The organism is Pseudomonas sp. PS01300 (genome assembly GCF_029960155.1).
Taxonomy (GTDB): domain Bacteria; phylum Pseudomonadota; class Gammaproteobacteria; order Pseudomonadales; family Pseudomonadaceae; genus Aquipseudomonas; species Aquipseudomonas palmensis.
In genome coordinates, this window is the sequence record NZ_JASCPN010000119.1 from 1 (window position 1) to 5,790 (window position 5,790).

Annotated in this window: 5 protein-coding genes; all 5 read right to left on the reverse strand. The window is 65.5% G+C overall.

What is annotated here, in order from left to right; translation table 11 throughout:
• Positions 1-103: 103 nt before the first annotated feature.
• Complete coding sequence (gene purH, locus QMX96_RS26355) at positions 104-1,711, reverse strand: bifunctional phosphoribosylaminoimidazolecarboxamide formyltransferase/IMP cyclohydrolase (RefSeq protein WP_255002647.1); 1,608 nt, start codon at positions 1,709-1,711, stop codon at positions 104-106.
• An 82-nt stretch (positions 1,712-1,793) separates the two neighbouring features.
• Positions 1,794-2,114 carry a DNA-binding transcriptional regulator Fis gene (gene fis, locus QMX96_RS26360; RefSeq protein WP_003186237.1) on the reverse strand — a complete coding sequence of 107 codons (321 nt, stop codon included), beginning with the start codon at positions 2,112-2,114 and terminating at the stop codon, positions 1,794-1,796.
• Positions 2,111-3,124, reverse strand: a complete 1,014-nt coding sequence (gene dusB / locus QMX96_RS26365) for a tRNA dihydrouridine synthase DusB (protein ID WP_043860471.1) — start codon at positions 3,122-3,124, stop codon at positions 2,111-2,113. The genes fis and dusB overlap by 4 nt, the downstream gene beginning before the upstream one ends.
• 207 nt (positions 3,125-3,331) lie before the next feature.
• Entirely contained in the window at positions 3,332-4,663 is a 1,332-nt protein-coding gene (locus QMX96_RS26370; protein WP_282362703.1) for a DUF3426 domain-containing protein, read from the reverse strand.
• A 40-nt stretch (positions 4,664-4,703) separates the two neighbouring features.
• Positions 4,704-5,582: a 50S ribosomal protein L11 methyltransferase gene (gene prmA / locus QMX96_RS26375; protein WP_043860469.1), complete on the reverse strand. Its 879-nt coding sequence runs from the start codon at positions 5,580-5,582 to the stop codon at positions 4,704-4,706.
• Positions 5,583-5,790: the final 208 nt, after the last annotated feature.

Sequence of the window (5,790 nt, forward strand, 5' to 3'; positions counted from 1 at the left end):
GGCTTGACCCGCGATGGGGGCCACGCGATCAGGAAGTACCGCGTCGCTCGCATCGCGGGTCAAGCCCGCTCCCACAGGGATATGTCTGCACCTTTTCTGTTGGTCAGTGACGGAAGTGGCGCATGCCGGTGAACACCATCGCGATGCCGGCTTCGTCGGCCGCGGCAATCACCTCGGCATCACGCATCGAACCGCCCGGCTGGATCACCGCAGTGATACCCACCTTGGCCGCATTGTCGATACCGTCGCGGAACGGGAAGAACGCATCCGAGGCCATGACCGCACCCTGTACCTGCAGGCCGGCATGCTCGGCCTTGATCGCGGCAATGCGCGCCGAGTTCACGCGGCTCATCTGGCCGGCGCCGACACCGATGGTCTGGCGGTTCTTGGCGTAGACGATGGCGTTGGACTTGACGTACTTGGCCACTTTCCAGGCGAAGATCAGGTCGTGGATTTCCTGCTCGGTCGGCGCACGCTTGGTCACCACCTTCAGGTCGCCCTCGGTGATCATGCCGATGTCGCGGCTCTGTACCAGCAGGCCGCCGGTGACGCGCTTGTAGTCCCAGGCAGCGGCACGCTCGGCCGACCACTGGCCGCACGCCAGCAGGCGCACGTTGGCCTTGGCGGCCACCACGGCGCGGGCTTCTTCGCTCACGCTCGGGGCGATGATCACTTCGACGAACTGACGCTCGACGATGGCCTTGGCGGTTTCGGCATCCAGCTCGCGGTTGAACGCGATGATGCCGCCGAAGGCTGATTCGGTATCGGTGGCGTAGGCCAGCTCGTAGGCCTGGCGGATGCCGCCCTCGGCGTCCGGGCTGACGGCCACGCCGCACGGGTTGGCGTGCTTGACGATCACGCAGGCCGGCTTGACGAAGCTCTTGACGCATTCCAGCGCGGCGTCGGTGTCGGCCACGTTGTTGTACGACAGCTCCTTGCCCTGCAGCTGGGTGGCGGTGGCGATGCCGGCCTCGCTCGGCTTGGCCTCGACGTAGAACGCCGCGCTCTGGTGCGGGTTCTCGCCGTAGCGCATTTCCTGGGCCTTGATGAACTGGCTGTTGAAGGTGCGCGGGAACTGGCTGCGGTCTTCGGTGCTCAGGGTGTCGGCCGACTGGTTCACGGTGCCCATGTAGTTGGCGATCATGCCGTCGTAGGCGGCGGTGTGCTCGAACGCCTTGAGCATCAGGTCGAAGCGCTGGGCGTAGGTCAGGCCACCGGCTTTGAGGCTCTCGAGGACCTGGCCGTAGTCGCTGGCGTTGACCACGATGGCCACGTCCTTGTGGTTCTTGGCCGCCGAGCGAACCATGGTCGGGCCGCCGATGTCGATGTTCTCGATGGCGGTCGGCAGGTCGCAGCCCGGCTTGGAGATGGTGGCTTCGAAGGGGTACAGGTTGACGGCGACCAGGTCGATCGGCTTGATCCCGTGCTCGGCCATGATGGCGTCATCGGTACCGCGACGGCCGAGGATGCCACCGTGGATCTTGGGGTGCAGGGTCTTGACCCGGCCGTCCATCATTTCGGCAAAGCCGGTGTAGTCGGCAACTTCCACCGCGGCGACGCCATTGTCCTGGAGCAACTTGAAGGTGCCACCGGTGGACAGGATCTCGACGCCGAGCTGTTGCAGCTCACGGGCGAATTCGAGGATTCCGGTCTTGTCGGAAACGCTGATCAAGGCGCGGCGGATCGGCAGGCGGGTAGTCTGGTCGGTCATTTCAGATTCCATAACGCGGTGGAGTCAGCAAAAAAGGCGACCTCATCGAATGGGAGCCGCCTTTTCTGGTGTGGATTCGTTGTTACAGCAGATCGTACTGCTTGAGCTTCTTGCGCAAGGTGCCCCGGTTGAGCCCCAGCAGCTCGCTGGCCTTGGTCTGGTTGCCCTTGACGTAGTTCATCACGCTTTCGAGCAAGGGTGCCTCGACTTCAGAGAGCACCAGGTTGTACACGTCCGTGACAGCAGCGCCCTCGAGGTGCGCAAAGTAGTTGTGCAGCGCCTTCTCCACGCTCCCGCGAAGGGTCTGGCCCTCTTCGCTCGGGGTGTTCAGGTGCTGTTTCAGGTTGACGTTGTCGCTCACGGGCGTTGTTCCACTCACTAAAGTCTCGGTCATCATCGTCATGCGGCCACCCCTTGTCCGTCCTCTGTCTCAAGGCTCTGTTCACGTTCGCGGAAAAACTCGCGAACGTCGGCGCACTGCGCGTGTGTTTCTTCCAAACCATTGAAGCGGGCGCGAAACTCCCTGGCGCCCGGTAACGTTGCCAGGTACCAGCCCACATGCTTGCGGGCGATACGCACACCCATCACATCGCCATAGAAGGCGTGCAGCGCGGCCAGGTGCTCCAGCAGAATTCGTTCCACTTCAGCCAACTGCGGTGCCGGCAACAGCTCGCCGGTGCGCAGGTAGTGCTCGACCTCGCGAAAGATCCACGGCCGCCCCTGGGCGGCGCGGCCGATCAGCAGGCCGTCGGCGCCGGTGGCGTCGAGCACCTGTCGGGCCTTTTGCGGCGACGTGATGTCGCCATTGGCAAATACCGGTATCGACACCGCCTGCTTGATGGCGGCGATGGTGTCGTACTCGGCGTCGCCGGTGTACAGGTCGGCACGGGTGCGGCCATGTACGGCCAGTGCCTGAATGCCTGCCTGCTCGGCGATCTTCGCCACGGTCAGGCCATTCTTGTTGTCCCGGTCCCAGCCGGTGCGGATCTTGAGGGTAACGGGTACGTCCACGGCGGCGACCACCGCCTGGAGGATCTCGTTGACCAGTACTTCATCCTTCAATAAAGCAGAGCCTGCAGCTTTGTTGCAGACTTTTTTTGCCGGGCAGCCCATGTTGATATCGATGATCTGCGCGCCGGCCTCGACATTGGCCCGGGCTGCGGCCGCGAGCATCTGCGCGTCACCGCCGGCGATCTGCACCGAGCGGGGCTCGGGATCGCCATCGTGAATCATGCGCAGGCGCGACTTGCGGCTGTTCCACAGGCTCATGTCGCTGCTGACCATTTCGGACACCACCAGGCCTGCGCCCATTCGTCGGCACAGCTGACGAAAAGGCTGGTCCGTGACCCCGGCCATCGGGGCAAGGATCAGGGCGTTCTGCAGTGTGTATGGGCCGATGCGTACCGCCGACATAGGAGTTCCCTGTTGTGGGGGCCGATCTTAGAGTTCGAAAAAGGGTGGGCATGATACCCGCTCTCGGTGACCGGATAAAGGTCGATCTGGATAAAATATGAACAGTTTGAGCGGCAAGCGACAAGCTTCAAGCCCCAGCCAAAAGCAGGAGTGGCGTGATACCGCGCTTTTCTCTTGCCGCCTGAAGCTTGCCGCTGGTCGCTGGGTTTACTCCGGCGAGCGGAAGCTCAGGCTGTAGTTGACCGCCTTCGGGCCCGGATCGAGGATGTCCAGGGCGATGTGGATCGGGGTCTGGCTGGGCATTTCGGCCTTGCCGGCCAGCTCGCCGCTCAGGTACTCGCCGGGCTTGAAGCGACGGCTGGCGATCAGTTGGCCGTTGAGGTCGGCAAACCGCAGCTCCAGCAGCGGGAATGGCTGCGAGAAGGGCGCACGATTGTAGATGATCGCGTCCACGATCAACGCGCCGGCAAAGTCCGGGTGGCTGCGGACCACCAGGTTGCTGCTCTTGATGCGGGCGATGTCGACCTTGGAAGGCACTTCGCAGCCCAGTTGCGGGCACAGCTGCTGGAACCAGGGGCGGTACTGGTCCTGGCGGGCCAGTTCGTCGAAGTGATAGGCGATGTACTGGCCAGCCAGTGCCGCGCCAGCCAGCAGAGTCAGCAGCGCCCACAGCAGGCGCCGGCCCCAGTGGCTGCGCGGCTTCTGCCAGTCGAGCTGCAGCGGGTCGTCGACGATGTCGACCAGCGCCGGCTTGCGCGGCGAGCGTGCGGCCATCGGGCCAAGGTCGGGTTCGTGGCGGGTATTCGGGGCGTCGTCGAGCGCCGGGTCCGGCGTATCGGGCTCATCACCCGGGTCGCGTGCCGACAGGTGCTCGGCCACCACGTCGGGGTCGTGGAGGGGCTGCTCGCGCAGCGGGGGCTCGTCATCCAGGCCGTCCAGGTCCAGCGACAGCGAGGGTTCGGTGCGCTCGCCCGGCAGCGCCACGACAGCCGGGACGGGTTCGTCGACCAGCGGCGGCTGCGGCGTTGCCTGGGCTTCGCGTTCGTCGGCGGGGCTGCTGAACAGGCTGTCGGTGTACGAGGTGTCGTCCGGGCCGTCGCGCTGGGCGCTGAGGCTGTCCTCGCGGCGTGGCGCCAGGTCGAAGTCTTCGGCCTGGCTGCGCTTGAACTCGCTGATCGGCTGGATTTCGCGTTGCTCCAGGCGGGCGAGTTCCTGGTCGAGGTCCAGTTGGTCGAGGTCGACGTCCAGCGCGCTGGCCGTCCATTCGCGCTGGCTGATCGGCGCGGGGGCCGGCTGCGCTGGCTGCGGTGCATGTTCGGGTTCGGCCACCGGCGCAGGCAACGGCATTGCCGGCGGCAGCGCGGGGGCGACCTGCAGCGCCTGTTGCGCTGCACTCTGCTCCAGCAGCTGCTTGGCGGCGTTGAATACCTGCAGGCAATTGCCGCAGCGCACTACCCCGCGGGCCACACTCAATTGAGTGTGGCTGACGCGAAAGCTGGTCTGGCAATGCGGGCACTGGGTGACGAAACTGTCGGTCATGCGGCGGTCCGGGTTGTGCAGAGTTGTAGTCTAGGCGCAGTTAGCGCCGGCGACCACTGATGCGTACCCAGCCATCGCGCACGGCGATCGGGTCCAGGTCGAAGTCCTTGGCGTAGGCAGCGGCCACTTCATCGCCCTGTTCGGCGAGGATGCCCGACAGCGCCAGCAGGCCGCCGGGGCGTACCAGGCCGGACAGCTGCGGGGCCAGCGAGACCAGCGGGCCGGCGAGGATGTTGGCTACCAGCACGTCGGCCTGCATGGCCGGCATGTCCTGGGGCAGGTACAGGTCGAACAGCGCGTCGGCGATGCCGTTGCGCCCGGCATTGTCGCGCGAGGCCTCGATGGCCTGCACGTCGATGTCGGTGCCCACCGCCTTGCGTGCGCCCAGCAGCAGCGCGGCGATGGCGAGGATGCCCGAGCCGCAGCCGAAGTCGAGTACTTCAGTGCCGTTCAGGTCCTGGCCGTCGAGCCATTCCAGGCACAGGGCGGTGGTCGGGTGGGTGCCGGTGCCGAACGCCAGGCCCGGGTCGAGCAGCAGGTTGACGGCGTCCGGCTCGGGGGCGGCGTGCCAGCTGGGCACGATCCACAGGCGCTGGCCGAAGCGCATGGGCTGGAAGTTGTCCATCCAGCTGCGTTCCCAGTCCTGGTCTTCGATCACTTCGGCCTGGTGCTCGGGCAGGGCGGCCCCGGTCAGCAGTTGCAGGTGGGCAAACACTGCCTCGGGTTCGGCGTCGGCTTCGAACAGGGCCAGCAGGTGGGTGTGCGACCACAGCGGGGTGGTGTTGAGGTCCGGTTCGAAGATCGGCTGGTCTTCGGCGTCCATGAAGGTGACGGAGACGGCGCCGACTTCGAGCAGGGCATCTTCGTAGGTTTCGGCTTGTTCCGGGCTGATGGCCAGACGTACTTGCAGCCAGGGCATGGCGGGCACCTTTGGGTAATTCGTGGAGGGCAGCCGCTGGGGGCTGCGCGAAGCGCGCCAGTTTACTTGAGTGCGAGGGGTTTGTATCGGGGGCGCTGCAGTGTCTGTACTGGCGTGATCGCGGGTCAAGCCCGCTCCCACAGAGACGGCAGTGATCCCTGTGGGAGCGGGCTTGGCCCGCGCTAGGGCTGCAGAGCCGCCCACGAGA